This is a genomic window from Rhizobium sp. R635, assembly GCF_002211285.1.
Classification (GTDB): domain Bacteria; phylum Pseudomonadota; class Alphaproteobacteria; order Rhizobiales; family Rhizobiaceae; genus Rhizobium.
This window is the reverse complement of the sequence record NZ_LOKX01000013.1, coordinates 81552-98367: the sequence shown is the minus strand read 5'-3', so window position 1 is coordinate 98367 and position 16816 is coordinate 81552. Positions and strand designations below refer to the sequence as shown.

16 protein-coding genes and 1 other RNA gene are annotated in these 16816 nt (G+C 62.3%); 8 read left to right on the top strand and 9 right to left on the bottom strand.

All coding sequences use genetic code 11. The features are described from left to right. Positions 1 to 1011, bottom strand: a complete 1011-nt coding sequence (gene gap, locus ATY78_RS13335; protein WP_088682835.1) for a type I glyceraldehyde-3-phosphate dehydrogenase — start codon at positions 1009 to 1011, stop codon at positions 1 to 3. 84 nt (positions 1012 to 1095) lie between these two features. Further along, the gene (gene tkt / locus ATY78_RS13330; RefSeq protein ID WP_088682814.1) at positions 1096 to 3069 is read right to left on the bottom strand and encodes a transketolase; all 1974 of its coding nucleotides are present in this window, start codon (positions 3067 to 3069) and stop codon (positions 1096 to 1098) included. A 332-nt stretch (positions 3070 to 3401) separates the two neighbouring features. Here tkt and ATY78_RS13325 point away from each other — a divergent pair, with 332 nt between their 5' ends. The 3 genes from ATY78_RS13325 to ssrS all read left to right on the top strand — a co-directional run bounded on the left by ATY78_RS13325 (position 3402) and on the right by ssrS (position 4299). Next, entirely contained in the window at positions 3402 to 3677 is a 276-nt protein-coding gene (locus ATY78_RS13325; protein ID WP_088682813.1) for a DUF4164 domain-containing protein, read from the top strand. Between the two features lie 15 nt (positions 3678 to 3692). Beyond that, positions 3693 to 4070, top strand: a complete 378-nt coding sequence (locus tag ATY78_RS13320; RefSeq protein ID WP_088682812.1) for a cell division protein ZapA — start codon at positions 3693 to 3695, stop codon at positions 4068 to 4070. Between the two features lie 70 nt (positions 4071 to 4140). Next, positions 4141 to 4299: non-coding RNA, 6S RNA (gene ssrS / locus ATY78_RS13315), on the top strand. A gap of 90 nt (positions 4300 to 4389) precedes the next feature. On the opposite strand, the gene ATY78_RS13310 is transcribed toward ssrS, so the two are convergent. The 3 genes from ATY78_RS13310 to ATY78_RS13300 form a co-directional block, all read right to left on the bottom strand. After that, on the bottom strand, positions 4390 to 5379 hold the full coding sequence (locus ATY78_RS13310) for an NAD(P)-dependent oxidoreductase (RefSeq protein WP_088682811.1): 990 nt from the start codon (positions 5377 to 5379) through the stop codon (positions 4390 to 4392). 97 nt (positions 5380 to 5476) lie between these two features. Further along, complete coding sequence (locus ATY78_RS13305) at positions 5477 to 6013, bottom strand: helix-turn-helix transcriptional regulator (protein WP_088682810.1); 537 nt, start codon at positions 6011 to 6013, stop codon at positions 5477 to 5479. 76 nt (positions 6014 to 6089) lie between these two features. Beyond that, a complete protein-coding gene (locus ATY78_RS13300; RefSeq protein ID WP_088682809.1) occupies positions 6090 to 6422 on the bottom strand; it encodes a metalloregulator ArsR/SmtB family transcription factor in 333 nt (110 codons plus the stop codon). Between the two features lie 55 nt (positions 6423 to 6477). Between ATY78_RS13300 and ATY78_RS13295 the strand changes: the two genes are divergently transcribed. The 5 genes from ATY78_RS13295 (at position 6478) to ATY78_RS13275 (ending at position 14806) form a co-directional block, all read left to right on the top strand. Next, the gene (locus ATY78_RS13295; protein WP_088682808.1) at positions 6478 to 6960 is read left to right on the top strand and encodes an SRPBCC domain-containing protein; all 483 of its coding nucleotides are present in this window, start codon (positions 6478 to 6480) and stop codon (positions 6958 to 6960) included. 103 nt (positions 6961 to 7063) lie between these two features. Further along, positions 7064 to 8095: a phosphogluconate dehydrogenase (NAD(+)-dependent, decarboxylating) gene (gene gnd / locus ATY78_RS13290; RefSeq protein WP_088682807.1), complete on the top strand. Its 1032-nt coding sequence runs from the start codon at positions 7064 to 7066 to the stop codon at positions 8093 to 8095. A gap of 311 nt (positions 8096 to 8406) precedes the next feature. Further along, on the top strand, positions 8407 to 10518 hold the full coding sequence (locus ATY78_RS13285) for a mechanosensitive ion channel family protein (RefSeq protein WP_088682806.1): 2112 nt from the start codon (positions 8407 to 8409) through the stop codon (positions 10516 to 10518). A gap of 305 nt (positions 10519 to 10823) precedes the next feature. Next, the gene (gene mprF / locus ATY78_RS13280; RefSeq protein ID WP_088682805.1) at positions 10824 to 13427 is read left to right on the top strand and encodes a bifunctional lysylphosphatidylglycerol flippase/synthetase MprF; all 2604 of its coding nucleotides are present in this window, start codon (positions 10824 to 10826) and stop codon (positions 13425 to 13427) included. Then, complete coding sequence (locus ATY78_RS13275) at positions 13424 to 14806, top strand: AcvB/VirJ family lysyl-phosphatidylglycerol hydrolase (protein ID WP_088682804.1); 1383 nt, start codon at positions 13424 to 13426, stop codon at positions 14804 to 14806. Before mprF ends, ATY78_RS13275 begins: the two co-directional genes overlap by 4 nt. Positions 14807 to 14902: 96 nt before the next feature. On the opposite strand, the gene ATY78_RS13270 is transcribed toward ATY78_RS13275, so the two are convergent. The 4 genes from ATY78_RS13270 to ATY78_RS13255 form a co-directional block, all read right to left on the bottom strand. After that, positions 14903 to 15466 (bottom strand): DinB family protein, encoded by a 564-nt coding sequence (locus tag ATY78_RS13270; protein WP_088682803.1) that lies wholly within the window; start codon positions 15464 to 15466, stop codon positions 14903 to 14905. 220 nt (positions 15467 to 15686) lie between these two features. Further along, on the bottom strand, positions 15687 to 15974 hold the full coding sequence (locus ATY78_RS13265) for a type II toxin-antitoxin system RelE/ParE family toxin (RefSeq protein ID WP_088682802.1): 288 nt from the start codon (positions 15972 to 15974) through the stop codon (positions 15687 to 15689). A 1-nt stretch (position 15975) separates the two neighbouring features. After that, a complete protein-coding gene (locus ATY78_RS13260) occupies positions 15976 to 16212 on the bottom strand; it encodes a transcriptional regulator (RefSeq protein ID WP_088682801.1) in 237 nt (78 codons plus the stop codon). Between the two features lie 89 nt (positions 16213 to 16301). After that, entirely contained in the window at positions 16302 to 16814 is a 513-nt protein-coding gene (locus ATY78_RS13255) for an NUDIX hydrolase (protein ID WP_088682800.1), read from the bottom strand. Between the last annotated feature and the right edge of the window lie 2 nt (positions 16815 to 16816).

Sequence of the window (16816 nt, the reverse complement as noted above, 5' to 3'; positions counted from 1 at the left end):
TCAGATGAGCTTGGCGAAGGCCACGGCCGTGTCGGACATGCGGCTGGAGAAGCCCCACTCGTTGTCGTACCAGGTGAGGATGCGCACGAAGTTGCCTTCCATGACCTTCGTCTGATCGGTTGCGAAGATCGACGAATGGCTGTCATGGTTGAAGTCGCGGGAGACGAGCGGCTCGTCGGTGTAGCCGAGAATGCCCTTCAGCTTGCCGTTGGCGGCAGCCTTGATGGCCTCGTTGATTTCGCCGACCGTGGTCGCCTTCTTGGCGACGAACTTGAAGTCGACGACCGAGACGTTCGGGGTGGGAACGCGGATCGAGGTGCCGTCGAGCTTGCCCTTGAGGTGCGGCAGCACGAGGCCAACGGCCTTGGCGGCGCCCGTCGAGGTCGGGATCATGGAGAGAGAGGCAGCGCGGGCGCGATACAGGTCCTTGTGCATCGTGTCGAGCGTCGGCTGGTCGCCGGTGTAGGAGTGGATCGTCGTCATGAAGCCGTGGTCGATGCCGACGGCGTCGTCGAGAACCTTCACGACCGGCACCAGGCAGTTGGTGGTGCAGGAGGCGTTGGAGATGACCGTGTGCTCCTTGGTGAGCTGGTCATGGTTGACGCCGAAAACGACCGTCAGGTCGGCGCCGTCGGCGGGAGCCGAGACGATGACGCGCTTGGCGCCGGCCGTCAGGTGGGCGGCGGCCTTGTCGCGGGCGGTGAAGATGCCGGTGCATTCCATGGCGATGTCGACGCCGAGCTCGCGGTGCGGAAGCGTTGCCGGATCCTTGATCGCCGTGACCTTGATCGGCTTGCCGCCGCCGACGATGATCGTGTCGCCTTCGACCTTCACTTCGGCCGGGAACTTGCCGTGGATCGAGTCGTAACGCAGCAGATGGGCGTTGGTCTCGACCGGGCCGAGGTCGTTGATGGCGACGACTTCGATGTCGGTGCGGCCGGATTCGACGATAGCGCGGAGGACGTTACGGCCGATGCGGCCGAAACCATTGATGGCAACCTTGACTGTCATGTTCATTCACTCCCGATAGAATAGCGCCCGATAGGCCGGGCGGCCTGGAATTGAGGAGATGGAGAGCGCCTCAAGGCGCTCTCATTAAAGCTTTGCTTCCGCGGCCGCAACGACAGCGTCGGCGGTGATGCCGAAATGCTTGTAAACGTCCTTCACCGGACCGGAAGCGCCGAAGCCCTTCATGCCGATGAACGTGCCTTCCGGCCCGATGAAGGCATCCCAGCCTTCGCGGACGGCGGCTTCGACGGCGATCTTGACCGGGGAGTTGCCGAGCACCTGCTTGCGATAGGCTTCCGGCTGTTCGAAGAACAGTTCCGTGCAGGGAACCGATACGACGCGGACCGTCACACCCTTGGCTTCGAGCGCTGCGCGGGCGGCAACGGCGATTTCGACTTCGGAGCCGGAGGCGAAGATCGTCACCTTGGCGTCGGCATTGCCGGCGAGCGTATAAGCACCCTGTTCGCAGAGGTTCTTTTCGCTGTATTCGGTGCGGGCCGGGCTGAGGTTCTGGCGCGTCAGGGCAAGGCCCGACGGACGGTTGTGCGTCTTGATGGCGATCTGCCAGCATTCCGCCGTTTCCGTGGCGTCGGCCGGACGGAAGACCAGCAGGTTGGGAATAGCGCGCAGGCCGGCAAGCTGTTCGACCGGCTGGTGCGTCGGGCCGTCTTCGCCGACGCCGATCGAGTCGTGCGTCAGGACGTGGATGACGCGGATGCCCATCAGCGCGGCGAGGCGGATCGGCGGGCGGCAATAATCCGAGAAGATCAGGAAGCCGCCGCTATAGGGAATGAGGCCGCCATGCAGCGCAATGCCGTTCATGGCCGAAGCCATGCCGTGCTCGCGGATGCCCCAGTGCACATAACGGCCGGCGAAATCCGTCGGCGTAATCGAGTGCATCTGGCTGGTCTTGGTGTTGTTCGAGGGCGTCAGGTCAGCGGAGCCGCCGAGCGTTTCCGGCAGGAAGCCGTTGATGATCTCCAGCGCGTCTTCGGATGCCTTGCGGGTCGCAAGCGTCGGCCTGGTCTCGGCGAGTTTCTTCTTATATGCGCTGATCGCGGCGTCGAAACCATCAGGCAGTTCGCCTGCCATGCGGCGGGTGAACTCGGCTTTGGCAGGAGCCTTGGCGAGGCCGTCTTCCCAGGCCTTGACGAGGTCGACCGAGCGGGTGCCGGCCGCACGCCAGCTGTCGAGAACGTCAGACGGGATGACGAAGGGTTCGTATTCCCAGTTCAGCGCCTTGCGGGTGGCGGCGATTTCGTCGGCGCCGAGCGGATTGCCGTGAACCTTGTGGGTGCCCTGCTTGTTGGGGGCGCCGAAGCCGATGACCGTCTTGCAGGCGATAAAGGTCGGGCGGTCGGACTTGTGGGCCTCTTCGATCGCGGCGGCGATGGCGGCCTGATCGTGACCGTCGATCTCGATCGTGTTCCAGTGAACGGCCTTGAAGCGGGCGATCTGGTCGGTCGAATCCGACAGCGAGACGGCGCCGTCGATGGTGATCGAGTTGTTGTCCCAGAAGAGGATCAGCTTGTTCAGCTTCAGGTGGCCGGCAAGCGCGATCGCCTCATGGCTGATGCCTTCCATCAGGCAGCCGTCGCCGTTGATGACGTAGGTGTAGTGGTCCTGCAGGTCAGACCCGAACTCCTCGCGCAGCTTGCGCTCGGCGATCGCCATGCCGACGGCATTGGCGATACCCTGGCCGAGCGGGCCGGTGGTGGTTTCGATGCCTGTGGCATGACCGTATTCCGGATGGCCGGCGGTCTTGGAGCCGATCTGGCGGAACTGCTTCAGATCCTCGACGGTCATGTCGGGATAGCCGGTCAAATAGAGCAGCGAATAGAGCAGCATCGAGCCGTGGCCGGCGGAGAGCACGAAGCGGTCGCGGTTCGGCCAGTGCGGCTTCTTCGGATCGAACTTCAGATATTTGGTGAACAGGACCGTTGCCACGTCAGCCATGCCCATCGGCATGCCCGGGTGGCCGGAATTCGCCTTTTCAACGGCGTCCATGGCGAGAAAACGGATCGCATTCGCCATCCGGTCGTGTTGTTCGGGAGAGGTCATGGCTTTTCCGCAAGCTCCGGGGTGTCGGGGGATGGCCTCGAGCCTCCAAGGCCATCGATGAAAGCGGCTGAGACATACCAGTTAAGACGGGCAAGTCAATAAATGGCAGGCCGAATCCGGGTGCGCTGCGGCATTTTTTGACATTTGATCGCGCGATTGTACAAATGACAAATCTTGCGCGGTGGACAGCGGGAAAGCGCTCATCCACAAGATAGGCCGGCCGGCAGGTGACAGGATTTATTGACGGGCCGTTGGCGAGCTGCATATCCTTTTGAAATCACAGGATCGGCTTTCGGTGTCGATTCGCGGGTCCTGCACGGGAAGCGGAAGGCATGACGCCCACAGGCAAAACCATGGAAGCAGCGCTCAATGAGCTGAGGCAGGCGATTTCGAGCCTTGAGAACGCCGTCGACATGCGCGTCGAGCGGGAGCGGGAGCAGGGCGAGATCGAAGGCGAGGTTCGCCGTGTGCATGCCGACCGCTCCCGGCTGGCGCAGGAGCTCGACCAGGCCGAATTCCGCGCCAACCGGCTGGAAGAGGTCAATCGCGAAGTGTCGCGGCGGCTGGTGACGGCCATGGAGACGATCCGCGCGGTTCTGGATCGCTGATAGAAAGATTGTGGCATGGCGCAAGTAACGGTAACGATCGACGGCAAGGCCTATCGCATGGCCTGCGAGGAAGGGCAGGAGGATCACCTGACCGATCTCGCCACTCGCTTCGATCGCTATGTCGGCCATCTCAAGAGCCAGTTCGGCGAAATCGGCGATCTCAGGATCACCGTCATGGCCGGCATCATGATCATGGACGAGATCTCCGAGCTGACGCGCCGCATCGCCGGGCTGGAATCCGAGCTGGAGTCGTTGCGCAGCAACCGCGATACCGTGCTTGCCGCGACCGCCCGCACCGAGGAAAACCTCGCGGCGGCGCTCAGTGAGGTTTCGAGCCGCATCCGCGGGATCACCGACAAGCTGAACGGCCGCTCCGCCCCCGAGCTCAACTGATCTCAATATAAATAGAGGTGGCCCGCCGTCGCCACTGGCGCGTCAGCGCAAACGTCCTTATATATCGCCGTGCGGTCTGCGCCTCTCGACAGGAACCACAATCCCTGGGGCCATACTCGATCCAAAGGGAGCTGTCCCTGGCCAGGCCCGTGGGCCTGGACACACGGCGCCCACCTACGTTTGTAGGCACCCAGGATCGTAAACATCCATCGGCTGTCGTGGATCGCACCTTTCCCTCATATAGCCAACGAAGACGCCGATGGACGGGCGGAAGCAATCTCGCGTGTCTTGGATTTGGTTTCTCCCATCCCTCACAGATCTATTGATGCTGGTCGACCGGATAAGGTCCTTCGGTGAAGACTTCCTCGTGATAACCCTTGGAACCGACGTCGAGTGCCAGCGGACTTCTCCATTCACGGTTCTCACGCAGGCAATCGAGCAGGAAGCGGAAATCATATCGCGGCTGCCAGCCAAGTTCGCGCCTTGCGCGTTCGTTGACATAGACGCGATCGAGCGTGGGGAACATCTTCCAGCCGCGTTCGGCATAGAGGGCGCCGGCATCCGGAAAGAGCCGTTCGACGACAGCGGGCGCGTGTTGCCGGAGTGCTGCGAGATCGCCTGACGAAAAGGGCGTCGTGGCCGAGACGATGTAGCGGCCGAAGCCGATGGCCGGCGCCCTTTCGAGCGCGAGCAAATGGGCGCCGACCACATCGCTGATATCGACGCGGCGATGAAGCAGCTCGTTGCCCTGCGCATTTTCCGCCGAATATCTATTGCGGATGCCGGGATCGTCATCGCTTTCGGGAAAGAAACGCGACGTCCTGAGGATGACGACGGGCAGACGGGATTTGCGGGCGAAGAGTTCGCAGACGCCTTCGGCGGCGAGTTTCGTCACGCCGTAGATGTTTCTTGCTACAGGGGGCACGTCTTCGGTGATCCATGCTGCAGGTGCGCCTTCTGCCGGCGTCAATGCGGCGCCAAAGGCGCTGGTGGTGCTGGTGAAGACGAAGCTTGAAACGCCGGCGGCGGCCTCTTCGAGCAGGTTCAGCGTGCCGCCGACATTGGTGTCGAGGAAATCGCGATTGCCGTGCGTCGCCACATGCGGCTTGTGCAGCGTCGCGGCATGGATGACGTGGCTGATGCCTGACATGGCCTGCCTGACGAAGTCGCGGTCGCCGATCGATCCGATCCTGTCGGTAAAGGCCGAGGGCTTGATGTCGATGCCGCGCGCCCACCGGCTCTGCGCTCTCAAGGTGCGCATCAGCGCCTCGCCGAGATGCCCCGCGCTTCCCGTCACCAGTATCGTCATCGCATCCTCTCCTGACCCTTCGGCGGTGGACGCTATAAAGGCCGGTGTCTGGGGACAACGCATAAATTATGCATGGGAATGCAGGAAAGCTGCAGGCTCAGCCGATTGTCGTGACGAGGCGGCCGGCGCTGCCGTCGGAAAGGGTGATCCGCTCCCATGTCACCCGGCCGGCTGCGATCGGCATCGATGCATTGTCGTTGGCGCCGGTTTCGAACGTCAGCGACAGGAGTCTGCCCTCATGCCAGCCACGCTCCTCCAGGGACTGCTCGGCGGCGGCGATTTCAGCGGATGCGTAGGAGAAAAGCGAGCGGCCGAGAAAGGCGGCAAGCGGTGCGCGCCATTCCGCCTGGCGCGGGCGGGAGGCGGACAGCAGCCGGTGGGTGACGTCGCAGATCAGGTGCACCGGCCGGATGGAATCCTCGACCAGCCGCTTGAGCGCCACATCGGCCGCGGCATGTCGCGATGAGGCAAAAATCCGCTCCAGCCTGATGGCCTGCTCCGGCGAGAAGGGGAACTGATCGCGCTCCCAGCGCGAAACGGTCGCCTGGTTGACGCCGAGGAGCTCGGCGAGATGCTGCTGCTTCATGCTGCGCAGCTGCCGCATGCGGCGAATGTCTGCCCCTGATATCGTCATCTGCGCTGCATCCCATGTTTTCTGCCAGATAAGGTTTCGGCGAGCCGGCAGGCAAGTCGGTCCGGCAGCCGGATCTTTATTCCGGCTGGCCTTCGAGATCGTTTCTCAGCCGGTCGAGGATCGATAGCGCGTGGCCGGCATAGGCGCTGATCCAGCGATCATAGATTTGCTTGATCGGCAGGCTGTTCAGGTGGTTCCAGCGTTCGCGGCCTTCTTTCCTGGCGACGACCAGCTCGGCTTCCTCCAGCACTTTCAGATGCTGCATCACCGTGCAGCGGTCCATCCCGGGAAACATCTCGCAGAGCGCGCCCGTCGTGCGGGGGGCGTCCTTGAGGAGGTCGAGGATTTCGCGGCGGCGATGATGCGCCAGTGCCTTGAAAACGGGGTCGTCTTTCGATTCGCTTGACATGTTATATTTTTATAACATAATGAGGTCAGGCACAATGGAGAAGAGGAGAAGTATCATGTCTCTCGGAATCCGCGTTTCCGGCCGTATCGGCCGCCCCGTCGCAGAGGTGTTCGATGCAGTCGTCAATCCGAAGAAGCTCAGCAGCTATTTCACCACGATCGGCGGGGCGAGCGCGCCGCTCGTTCAGGGCACGACGGTGACATGGTGGAAGGATGCGCCGGTCGAAGTGGTCGAGCTGGTGCCTGAAAGCCGCATCGTGCTCCGCTGGGACGGCGGCACGGCTGAGGACAAGACGACATACAAGACGCTTGTCGAGATGAACTTCAAGCCGCTGGAGGACGGCGGCACGCTGGTGACGATTGCCGAAAACGGCTGGCGCGAGGATGAGGCCGGCCGGCGCGGCACCTATCTCAACTGCGAAGGCTGGACGCAGATGCTTTGCAGCATGAAGGCCTTCGTCGAATACGGCATCAATCTGCGCGAGGGCATGTTCCTCAGCGAAATGAAGGGCGAGCCGGCCAGCGCGCCGGATGCCTGACGAGCGGCCGGTCTGGCGGGACCGCCAGACTTCGCTTGCCTGTCACACTGCGGATGCTAATTTCCGGAGTCGATACTTCATCTCGGTTTCCAGGAGATTCATTATGCAGCTTGGTATGGTTGGTTTGGGCCGCATGGGCAATTACATGGTCCAGCGGCTGATGCGGGGCGGTCACGAATGCGTCGTTTATGACGCCAGGCCGGAAAGCGTTGCCGAGCTTGCAGGTCTTGGGGCGACGGGCAGCGCCTCGCTCGAGGAGTTCGTCTCCAAGCTTAGCCACCCCAGAGCGATCTGGCTGATGCTGCCGGCTGCGATCGTCGACAAGGTGCTGGCGAGCCTGGTGCCGCTGCTGCAGAACGGCGATATCGTCATCGACGGCGGCAATTCCTATTACCATGACGACATCCGCCGCGGCGCCGAACTCATCACCAAGGGCATTCATTATGTCGACGTCGGCACCAGCGGCGGCGTCTTCGGCCTCGAGCGCGGCTATTGCCTGATGATCGGCGGCGAGAAGGGCACCGTCCAGCATCTTTCGCCGATCTTCGCGACACTGGCGCCCGGCGCCGGCACGACGGAAGCTTCGCCGAACCGCAGCGCCGAAGCGGCTGCGGCGAGCACCGCCGAGCAGGGATACCTGCATTGCGGCCCGCACGGCGCCGGCCATTTCGTCAAGATGGTGCATAACGGCATCGAATACGGCCTGATGGCCGCCTATGCCGAAGGCCTCAACATCCTGAAACACGCCAATATAGGGGCTGTCTCGCATGCGGCCGATGCAGAAACCGCGCCGCTCGCTCATCCCGAACATTTCCAATACGACTTCAATCTGCAGGATGTCGCAGAAGTCTGGCGCCGCGGCAGCGTCATCACCTCCTGGCTGCTCGATCTCACGTCGGATGCGCTGCATGCCGACCCGGCGCTGTCGAAATATGCCGGTCGCGTCTCCGACAGCGGCGAAGGCCGCTGGACGATCATGGCGGCGATCGACGAAAGCGTGCCGACGCCGGTGCTGAGTGCTGCGCTCTACGGCCGCTTCTCCTCGCGCGATAACGACGAATTCGCCAACAAGGTGCTGTCGGCGATGCGTGCGGGCTTCGGCGGTCACGTGGAAAAGCCGGCTCCCAAATCCTGAAGGCTGGGCGTCTCCTTTCGTGGAGCAGAATGCGGTCGCCACGCCGCAATGGCGGGCTTGACGGCCCGGCTCGGGTAGGTGGCGACGGCGTTCTTTCCTAAAGCGCGTCGCGATCTTTCAGATCCGCTCCTCGCGCTTTAGGTCTTTGTTTCTACGCATGTCGTTAACGCAAACCGCCGCACACTTTTGCGCGACATGCTCTAGCCATCGGTATGGTTTTCCTACCGCTTGCTGGCGGCAACAGTCGCGGGTATCCATTGCAAGATGTCGGCCTGGCTTTGTGCACGCCGGCACTTCATTGGAGGGCGGTCATGAAGCGTGGCAGGGCAGGAGGCTTGACGGCCGCCATATCGGGCATACTGGCATTCATTGCGCTTTTTTCTGCGGCTTCGCCCGGCTTCTGCCAAACGCCGGCGCAAGCGCCGGCCGCGGCCGCCCCGCCGGCTGAGGTGCGTCAGATGATGCAGCTCATGCAGACGCCCGAGGTCAAGCAGTGGATGTCGACGCAGATGGCAGCCACACCCGCGGCCAATGCCGCGTCTGAAAATCAGATGTCGGTCCTGTCCGGTCTGCTGCAGCATGCCCGCCGGCACGTCTCGATGGTTTCCGATGCGGCGATGACGTTGCCCTCGCAGATCGGCAATGCATCCTCTTTGTTCTTCGGCGAAATCGCGGCCACCGGCTGGCCGCGCATGGCGGCACAGTTCCTGGCGATCCTCCTCTTCGGCGGCATCGTCGAAAGCATTGCCCGCTATGCCTTTCGCCGCCGTCGCCGTCGGTTGTCCCAGATGGCGGGCATGCATCTGGCGCCGCGCGTCATCCCGGCGCTGATCTTCGCGGCGGCAACGGTGTTTGCGCTTCTCAGCTTCAGTTGGCCGCCGATCAGCCAGAGCATCGCGATCGTCATCGTCGTTGCGCTGATCGTCCAGCGTTTCACGATTTGCCTCGGCGGCGTGCTGGTCGATCTCATCGGTCTGGCGCGGGCCGAGGAAGAACGGCAGGGCGTCACCGCTCCGGCCATGCCCGGGCGCGCCGTGGCGCTCTTCTGGTATCGCCGCTGCGCGGTCTTCGTCATCTATTTCATTTTCGGCTGGGCGGTGATCCAGTCGACGGAGCCGCTCGGCTATACCCCGAGCGGCCGGCTCCTGATCGGCTATTTCCTCGGCATCGGGCTGCTGCTGATCGCAATCGAGGCGGTCTGGTCGCGGCCTCACAAGGATGATGAGCGCGGTCACGGGATCTCGTGGGCGTTCACCGTCTATTTCCTGCTGCTGTGGAGCATCTGGGTCGCAGGCTTCAACTGGCTGCTCTGGCTCGGCATTTATGCGCTGCTGCTGCCGCGCGTGCTCGCGGTTTCGACGCTTGCGGTGAAATCGCTCCGGCAGACCGAAGCGAGCTTCCTTGCCACGCGCCGCATTGCGACCGTGTTGCTCGACCGCGGCGTGCGGGCGCTGATCATCGGCTTTGCCGCCATCTGGCTCGGGCGGATGCTCGGCGTCGGCGCCGACACGATGGCCGCCGGCGATAGGATGGCCGACAAGATCGCGCGCGGCGTCATCGGCGGCGTCGTCATCCTGCTGGCGGCCGATCTGCTCTGGCATGTGGTCAAAGCCTATATCGACGGCAAGCTGCTCGATTCACCGCTGGATGGCACCGCGACGGACGAGGAGAAGGCCAAACGCGCGCGGATACAGACGCTGCTGCCGATCTTCCGCAACATTCTCGCGGTCGTCATCGCGGTCATCGCCGTACTGATGGTGCTGTCGGGTCTCGGCATCGAAATCGGGCCGCTGATCGCGGGCGCCGGCGTCGTCGGCGTCGCGGTCGGCTTCGGGGCGCAGACGATCGTCAAGGATGTCATCAGCGGCATGTTCTATCTCTGGGACGATGCCTTCCGCGTCGGCGAATATATCGAAAGCGGCAGCCATAAGGGCGTCGTCGAGGCCTTCAGCCTGCGCTCGGTGAAGCTCAGGCATCACCGCGGGCCGCTGACGACGGTGCCCTTCGGCGAACTCGGCGCGGTGAAAAACCTCAACCGCGACTGGACGATCGACAAGATCAGCCTCAACGTCAAATACGACACCGATCTCGTCAAGGCGAAGAAAGTGATCAAGCAGATCGGTCAGACGCTGCTCGAAAACCCGGAATTCGGCCCGCATATCATCGAGACGCTGAAAATGAAGGGCGTCGAGCAATTCGGTGAATTCGCGATCGAGATCCGGCTGTCGATGATGACGAAGCCCGGCGAGCAATTCGTCATCCGCCGCAATGCGCTGGCGATGATTCGCAATGCCTTCAAGGAAAACGGCATCGAATTCGCCGTGCCGACCGTACAGGTGGCGGGCGATCGAGACGCGGATCTCGATGCCGCCGTGGCGCGTTATGCCGCGCATGCGCGGGCCGGCGGCGAGCCCGCCGCATGAGGTCATATCGTCGCGGCAGCTTCGATCGGCAGGTCGCCAAAGGCGGATATGGCGAAGGTCCGGCCATTAAACGGGCGGAAACCTTCTCTCGCCTCTCAAATCCTCGTTAAAGCTCTTTGCAAGCTTACGAAAATGCAATGCGCCGTTCGGCCGGTCTGCGCAAATTCGCCCCAATTGAGGATGATGGAGGCGCAGGCGGCGGGGCTGGGGCAGCGTCGGGCATGGCTTCATAGAGCTTATATGCCTGTCATGTTACGTCTTTCGGAATGATCCACCGTCAGCTGGCAATTGCAGGCAGGTAAGAGATGTCGGGGCACGGCAATTTGGAAGAGATGGACGAGACGGACGGGTTTTCTTTTCGCGGGCTTTTCCGGCGTTACAGGACGCCGCTGACGGCAGCCGCGACACTGGTGCTCTTCTGCCTCGTCGGTTACGCGATCATGCAGCTCACCAACGAGGTGCGTTATGACGACGTCGTCGATGCGCTGGCGGCGACCAGGCCGAGCGCGATCCTGCTTGCGCTGTTCTTCACGGCGCTCAGTTTCCTTTCGCTTGTTTTCTACGATCTCAACGCCATCGATTATATCGGCAAGAAGCTGCCTTTTCCGCATGTGGCGCTGACGGCGTTCAGCGCTTATGCGGTCGGCAATACCGCCGGCTTCGGCGCGCTTTCGGGCGGCGCGATCCGCTATCGCGCCTATACGCGCCTCGGGCTCTCGCCTGAGGATATCGGCCGGATCATCGCCTTCGTCACGCTCTCCTTCGGTCTCGGGCTTGCCGGTGTGGCGGCAATCGCCCTCATCATCATCGCCGACCAGATCGGGCCGCTCATCGGTGTCAGCGCCTTCCTCCTCCGGTTGATCGCCGGCTCGATCATCGCCATTCTCGGAGCGGTGATGATCATCGGCCGTGACGGCCGTGTGCTCGATCTCGGCGTGGTCGCGGTGCGCCTGCCGGATTCGCGCACCTGGTCGCGCCAGTTCCTCGTCACCGCCTTCGATATCGCCGCCTCGGCCTCCGTACTCTACGTGCTGCTGCCGCAGACGGCGATCGGCTGGCCGGTCTTCCTCGCCGTCTATGCGATCGCCGTCGGTCTCGGCGTGCTCAGCCACGTTCCGGCCGGACTTGGCGTGTTCGAGACGGTGATCATCGCTTCGCTCGGCAGCGCGGTGAACATCGACGCCGTGCTCGGATCGCTGGTGCTCTACCGGCTGATCTACCATGTGCTGCCGCTGCTGATCGCCGTCCTCGCGGTCTCGGCGACGGAACTGCGCCGTTTCGTCGATCATCCGGCCGCCTCCAGCGTGCGGCGCATCGGCGGACGGCTGATGCCGCAGCTGCTGTCGGCGCTCGCGCTGCTGCTCGGCGTCATGCTGGTGTTTTCGAGCGTTACGCCGACGCCGGACCAGAACCTCGAATTCCTCTCCAACTATCTGCCGCTGCCGATGGTCGAAGGGGCGCATTTTCTCTCCAGCCTGCTGGGGCTTGCGCTCGTCGTAGCCGCACGCGGCCTCGGCCAGCGGCTGGACGGCGCATGGTGGGTCGCCGTGTTCTCGGCCGTCGCCGCGCTGACCTTGTCGCTCCTGAAGGCGATCGCGCTCGTCGAAGCCGCGTTTCTCGCCTTCCTCGTCTTCGGGCTTTTCGTCAGCCGGCGGCTCTTCACCCGCCACGCGTCGCTGCTCAACCAGGCGATGACGGCGTCATGGCTGATGGCGATTGCCGTCATCGTCGTCGGCGCCGTCGTCATCCTGCTCTTCGTCTATCGCGACGTCGAATACAGCAACCAGCTCTGGTGGCAGTTCGAATTCACCGCCGAAGCGCCTCGAGGCCTCCGCGCCTTGCTCGGTATCACCATCATCTCCTCGGCGATCGCCATTTTCAGCCTGCTCCGGCCGGCGGCTTTCCGGCCGGAACCGGCGACGGAAGAGGCGTTGGCGCGCGCCGTCGACATCGTCGGGAAGCAGGGCAATGCCGATGCCAATCTGGTGCGCATGGGCGACAAGAGCATCATGTTTTCCGAAAAGGGGGATGCCTTCATCATGTACGGCCGGCAGGGCCGTTCATGGATCGCGCTGTTCGACCCGGTCGGCGATCATCGCGCCGTGCAGGAGCTCGTCTGGCGTTTCGTCGAAGCGGCGCGTGCTGCCGGCTGCCGCGCCGTCTTCTACCAAATTTCCCCGGCCCTGCTTTCCCATTGCGCCGATGCCGGCCTTCGCGCCTTCAAGCTCGGCGAACTGGCGGTGGCCGATCTCAGGACCTTCGAAATGAAGGGCGGTAAATGGGCGAACCTTCGCCAGACGGCAAGCCGCGCCCAGCGGGACGGGCTGGAATTCGCGGTCGTCGAGCCTGAGAACGTGCACGGGATCATCGACGATCTTGCCGCCGTTTCCACGGCTTGGCTCGAACATCACAATGCCAAGGAGAAAGGTTTCTCGCTCGGCTCCTTCGATCCCGACTACGTTTCTTCGCAACCGGTCGGCATCCTGAAGAAGGACGGCAAGATCGTCGCCTTCGCCAATATCCTCGTCACCGAATCCAGGGAGGAAGGCACGATCGATCTGATGCGCTTCTCGCCGGACGCGCCCAAGGGGTCGATGGACTTTCTCTTCGTGCAGATCATGGAATATCTGCGCAGCCAGAGTTTTACTCATTTCAATCTCGGCATGGCGCCTCTCTCCGGCATGTCGAAACGCGAGGCGGCGCCCGTCTGGGACCGCATCGGCAGCACCGTCTTCGAACACGGCGAGCGCTTTTATAACTTCAAGGGCCTTCGGGCATTCAAATCCAAGTTTCATCCGCACTGGCAACCGCGCTATCTTGCGGTCTCCGGAGGGGGCAATCCGATGATCGCGTTGATGGACGCGACATTTCTGATCGGGGGCGGATTGAAAGGGGTAGTGAGAAAATGATCAGAACAATCCTTCTTGCCACGGCATGCGCCTGCATGCTCGCGGCCGCACCGGCCTATGCCGCCGAGGAAACCACGCAGAGCTTCGAAACCGGGCTCATCCCGTCGCCGCACATCTTCCTGCCGGAAGGGGAGGTGAAGGGCACGGTGATGCTGATCTCGGATGCCGCCGGCTGGGGCGATTTTGAGAAGGGCGAGGCCGACAGGCTGGTCTCCGAAGGCGCCGTCGTCATCGGCGTCGATTTTCCCTCTTATATCCAGGCGCTCAGCCGGTACGACGTCAGTCTCAACGACGGCTGCGTCTACATGGTCTCGGACATCGAATCGCTGAGCCAGCAGGTGCAGCGCGCGACCGGCAACAATGCCTATCATCTGCCGATCGTCGCCGGCATCGGCGAGGGCGGAGCCCTGGCGCTGGCGATCGCGGCGCAGACGCCGGATGCGACGATCGGCCAGACGCTTGCCGTCGATCCCTTGGCCGGCATTCCGCTCGCCAAGGAGCTTTGCACGCCGGCTTCCAAGAAGGTGGTCGGCCAACGCACGGTCTATGGCCTCAGCGACGGCGCCCTGCCGGACCCGATCATATCGGTCTTCACGCCCAAAGCCGACAAGGACGGCCGGACGCATGCCGAGGCGCTGCAGAAAGCCCATTCCGGGATCGAGATCCGCGATTCCACGGACGATGCGCAGACGGTATTCGGCGATACGCTCGACGACCTCGTCACTGCTTCCGGCGCCTTCGGCAATCCGCTCGGCCTGCCGCTGGCGGTGCTCGAGGCAACGCCCGCCTTCGATACGATGGCCGTGATCTATTCCGGTGACGGCGGCTGGCGCGACATCGACAAGGAGGTCGGCGGCACGCTGCAGAAGGAAGGCATTCCCGTCGTCGGTGTCGATTCGCTCCATTATTTCTGGTCGGAGCGCAAGCCGGAGGAGACGGCGAGCGATCTTTCGAAGATCATCGACTTCTACCGCAAGCAGTGGAAGGTGAAGCATGTGCTGCTCGTCGGCTACTCCTTCGGCGCCGACGTCGTGCCCGCGACCTACCAGCTCCTCAAACCGGCCGAGAAGTCCGCAGTGGTCCAGCTGTCGCTGCTGTCGCTCTCGCACGAGGTCGATTACGTCATCTCCGTTCTCGGCTGGCTGGGCCAGAAGACGGACGGGGCGGGAGGCGATCCCGTCGCCGATCTGAAGAACGTCGACCCGAAGCTCGTGCAGTGTATTTACGGCAAGGATGATGATGACGATGTCGCCTGTCCGGCGGTGCGTGAAAGCGGCGCCGAAGTCGTCGAACTGCCGGGCGATCATCACTTCGACGAGAATTACGACATTCTCACCAAGACGATCATCGATGGGCTGAAAAAGCGGCTAGAACATTAGAGCAATTCCAGGCAAAGCGCGAAGCGCTTTTGCCGGGAATTGCGTAAAAACAAAAACTTAGAACGGTTATGCGCTTCCGTGAAAAGCTGAACCGCTCTAACGCATGATCGTCTCTTCGCTCCAGCCGAGTTCCGCGACTTCGCTGCCGCGAAATCTGGCGTCGTCGGCGACGATGAATTCGTCGAGCTGCGGCGGAGCGACGCTGGTGCCCGCGAGCATCGCATGTACCTGGCCGCGGTGATGGGTCTGGTGCTGGAAGAGGTGTGAGAGCACGTCTTCCATTCGCTCCTCCTGGATGCGGTCGCCGCGATGGAGACGGACGGTCGATACCAGCTTCTCCGGCGTCAGGGCTTCGCACAGCGCCATCAGGCGCCGGTCGACCTCTGCCTGCGCTTGCGCCAGCGATGCGACGTCATCGAAGGGCTCGTCGATTTCGAAGGCCTGGAAACCGAGCGTGCCGCCCTCCATCCCGTCGACATAGAACCAGTCGACCGTGACGATGTGGTTCAGGGTTTCCTTGATCGAAGGGAAGAAGCTCGTGCGCGGCGCTTCGAATTCACCGGGCTTCAATGCCGCGCAGGCCTGAAGCAGGCGGCGGTTGGCGAGGGCATTGTTATAGGCGAGTTTGCGAAATGACCTGACGGGATCGAAGGTCGGCATCGGCGCATCTCCTCTTCAGTCGCTGCTGGAAAGGTAGAGCTTTTCCGGGTTAGATTGAAGCGTTCTGTTGGCTCAAGCGGAGTCGCATGATCGACTGGTCGGTCGAGCAGGCGGCCCGTTGCAGCCAACCCTCCCGCAGATTTACCTGGCGAATCTGCAAGACTTAAAAATCGTCGGACGCGCCGATCGCCTCGCTTCATCGGCAAGATGGTTCCTGAAATCAAACCTCATCCGGCCATTCCCGCGCGCCATGTTGAACAAAGAGGATTTCGACATGTTCTTCCCGAACACGATAAGCCACGATGTAGGGCGTTTGCGGAATGACGAGTTCACGGGTGCCTTTGATCTCACCATGGCGGCCAATGAACGGATTTGCTGACAGGAGTTTGCCGGTCTTTGTGTGGATGTCATTCATCACGCGGGTAGCCGCGCGCGGATTGCGTTCCCCGATGTAATCGCCGATGGCGGACAGTTCTTGGAGATAGCGCCTCGTCCAGACGATGCGCACGTTACGCCTGACTGTATTTATTCAATACGGTGGCGATTTCCTCGTCGGTAGCAAACTCGCCTCTGTCGGCGTCCTCGATCCCGGCCTGAACGCCTGCAATCCACTTTTCCTGCCACGCCAGAGAACGGCCATGGGCCAGAGCATCCTCGATGATTTGCCCGCGTGTCAACGTTGAACGTTCGGCCAGCATGTCGATCCGGCGGCTAAGGTCTTCTGCAATCTCAACTGTGTTTTTCATGGTTCTATTCTGCCATATCCTGTAACCACCTGCCAAACATTTCCGCCGTCGTAAGCTAAGATGCAGCGAGATCGGATCCCGATCTCGCGTCAGTCCTCGTCATCGAGATTGCCGTCGCGCCAGACGAGATGGCGGGGCGCTGCCGGCAGGTTCTCGATTTCATCAGCGATGAAATAGGGCGGTATGTCGAGCGCGGTCAGGGCTGTGCGCGTCGCAGACACCCATTTGAATTCGAGATGGTTGTTGCCGTCTTCGACGCGATGGATGATCTCGTGCGACCGAAAGGGGAATTCCGCCGGGATCTCCATCAGATAATAGAAACCGAGTTCGTGCCAGTCGCGCTGCTCGAAGTGGAAAAAATTCTCGACCACCCAGAGCAGGCGGGAGACGGTGACGTTGACACCCAGTTCTTCCATCATCTCCCGTTTCAGCGTCTCCTCCGAGGTTTCGCCGATTTCCGCCCTGCCGCCCGGGAAGGTCCATAAGGGCTCATGCACGGCGCGGTGGACGAGCACATGCCCATCGCGGAAGCCGAGGCCGGCGATACGATAATTGAAACGCTCAGCGCCCGCAGTCAGGCGAATGAGAGTGCGCTTGCTCATGT

Coding starts and splice junctions, on each gene's coding strand:
- ATY78_RS13255 (WP_088682800.1), bottom strand. CDS start 16,814: ATGAGCAAGCGCACTCTCATTCGCCTGACTGCGGGCGCTGAGCGTTTC.
- ATY78_RS13300 (WP_088682809.1), bottom strand. CDS start 6,422: ATGTCAAGCGAATCGAAAGACGACCCCGTTTTCAAGGCACTGGCGCAT.
- ATY78_RS13325 (WP_088682813.1), top strand. CDS start 3,402: ATGACGCCCACAGGCAAAACCATGGAAGCAGCGCTCAATGAGCTGAGG.
- ATY78_RS13310 (WP_088682811.1), bottom strand. CDS start 5,379: ATGACGATACTGGTGACGGGAAGCGCGGGGCATCTCGGCGAGGCGCTG.
- ATY78_RS13275 (WP_088682804.1), top strand. CDS start 13,424: ATGATCAGAACAATCCTTCTTGCCACGGCATGCGCCTGCATGCTCGCG.
- gap (WP_088682835.1), bottom strand. CDS start 1,011: ATGACAGTCAAGGTTGCCATCAATGGTTTCGGCCGCATCGGCCGTAAC.
- ATY78_RS13260 (WP_088682801.1), bottom strand. CDS start 16,212: ATGAAAAACACAGTTGAGATTGCAGAAGACCTTAGCCGCCGGATCGAC.
- tkt (WP_088682814.1), bottom strand. CDS start 3,069: ATGACCTCTCCCGAACAACACGACCGGATGGCGAATGCGATCCGTTTT.
- ATY78_RS13285 (WP_088682806.1), top strand. CDS start 8,407: ATGAAGCGTGGCAGGGCAGGAGGCTTGACGGCCGCCATATCGGGCATA.
- ATY78_RS13295 (WP_088682808.1), top strand. CDS start 6,478: ATGTCTCTCGGAATCCGCGTTTCCGGCCGTATCGGCCGCCCCGTCGCA.
- gnd (WP_088682807.1), top strand. CDS start 7,064: ATGCAGCTTGGTATGGTTGGTTTGGGCCGCATGGGCAATTACATGGTC.
- ATY78_RS13320 (WP_088682812.1), top strand. CDS start 3,693: ATGGCGCAAGTAACGGTAACGATCGACGGCAAGGCCTATCGCATGGCC.
- ATY78_RS13305 (WP_088682810.1), bottom strand. CDS start 6,013: ATGACGATATCAGGGGCAGACATTCGCCGCATGCGGCAGCTGCGCAGC.
- mprF (WP_088682805.1), top strand. CDS start 10,824: ATGTCGGGGCACGGCAATTTGGAAGAGATGGACGAGACGGACGGGTTT.
- ATY78_RS13270 (WP_088682803.1), bottom strand. CDS start 15,466: ATGCCGACCTTCGATCCCGTCAGGTCATTTCGCAAACTCGCCTATAAC.